Origin of the sequence: Demequina subtropica, assembly GCF_000971235.1 — a bacterium.
GTDB lineage: Bacteria > Actinomycetota > Actinomycetes > Actinomycetales > Demequinaceae > Demequina > Demequina subtropica.
The window spans coordinates 1-623 of the sequence record NZ_BBMB01000023.1 but is presented as its reverse complement, the minus strand read 5'-3'; the positions used below and the strand labels follow the sequence as shown (position 1 = coordinate 623).

Below are 623 nucleotides of genomic sequence, written 5' to 3'. Positions count from 1 at the left end.
GAGGGTGTCGGTGGTGGTGGCGAGGACCGTCGCGGTGTCACCGTCGGCGGTGACGAGCAGGTCGCCTGCGCGTAGATCGACCGCGTCGGTCCAGACCCCCACGGTGGGATCGCCTGCATGGTCGAGGACCCAGAAGGGGTGTTCCGCGGTCGCATCAATCTCGTCGACACCGGCCGGGGTGGCGATGGTCAGCGTGACCCACACCTCGGACTCGAGGTGACGGATGAGGTCGGTGACGTCCTTACCATCAGCTTGACCTGTCTCGAGGTCGGCGGCGGCGACCTGATCGCCGACGACGACCTGCTCGATGGGCTTGCGCGTCCCATCAGCCATCAACACCGAGGTGCCAGCATCGAAGCTGTTGCAGCCGGAGCGGCGCGTCACCTTCCGCACCGCGGACGCCACCCTCGCCACGGTGCGCGAGGACTTCACCGCACGCGACGCCTTCGACGCCACCCTCGCCACACTCGAGAGCACCTTCCCGCCGGGCACCAACCCGATCGCGGCCGAGGCTGCCTTCTTGTAGTTGCCCGACGCGGCATAGCCGGCCACCGCGACCGCGGACGCGGCCATACCGATCGGGCCCGGGATGTATGACGCGACGCTGGCGACCTTCGCCACCG

At 69.0% G+C, this 623-nt stretch carries 1 protein-coding gene; it reads right to left on the bottom strand.

What is annotated here, in order from left to right:
- On the bottom strand, positions 1 to 573 hold a 573-nt coding region (locus tag AOM06_RS14270), incomplete at its 3' end, for a Hint domain-containing protein (RefSeq protein WP_228372970.1).
- Positions 574 to 623 lie beyond the last annotated feature (50 nt).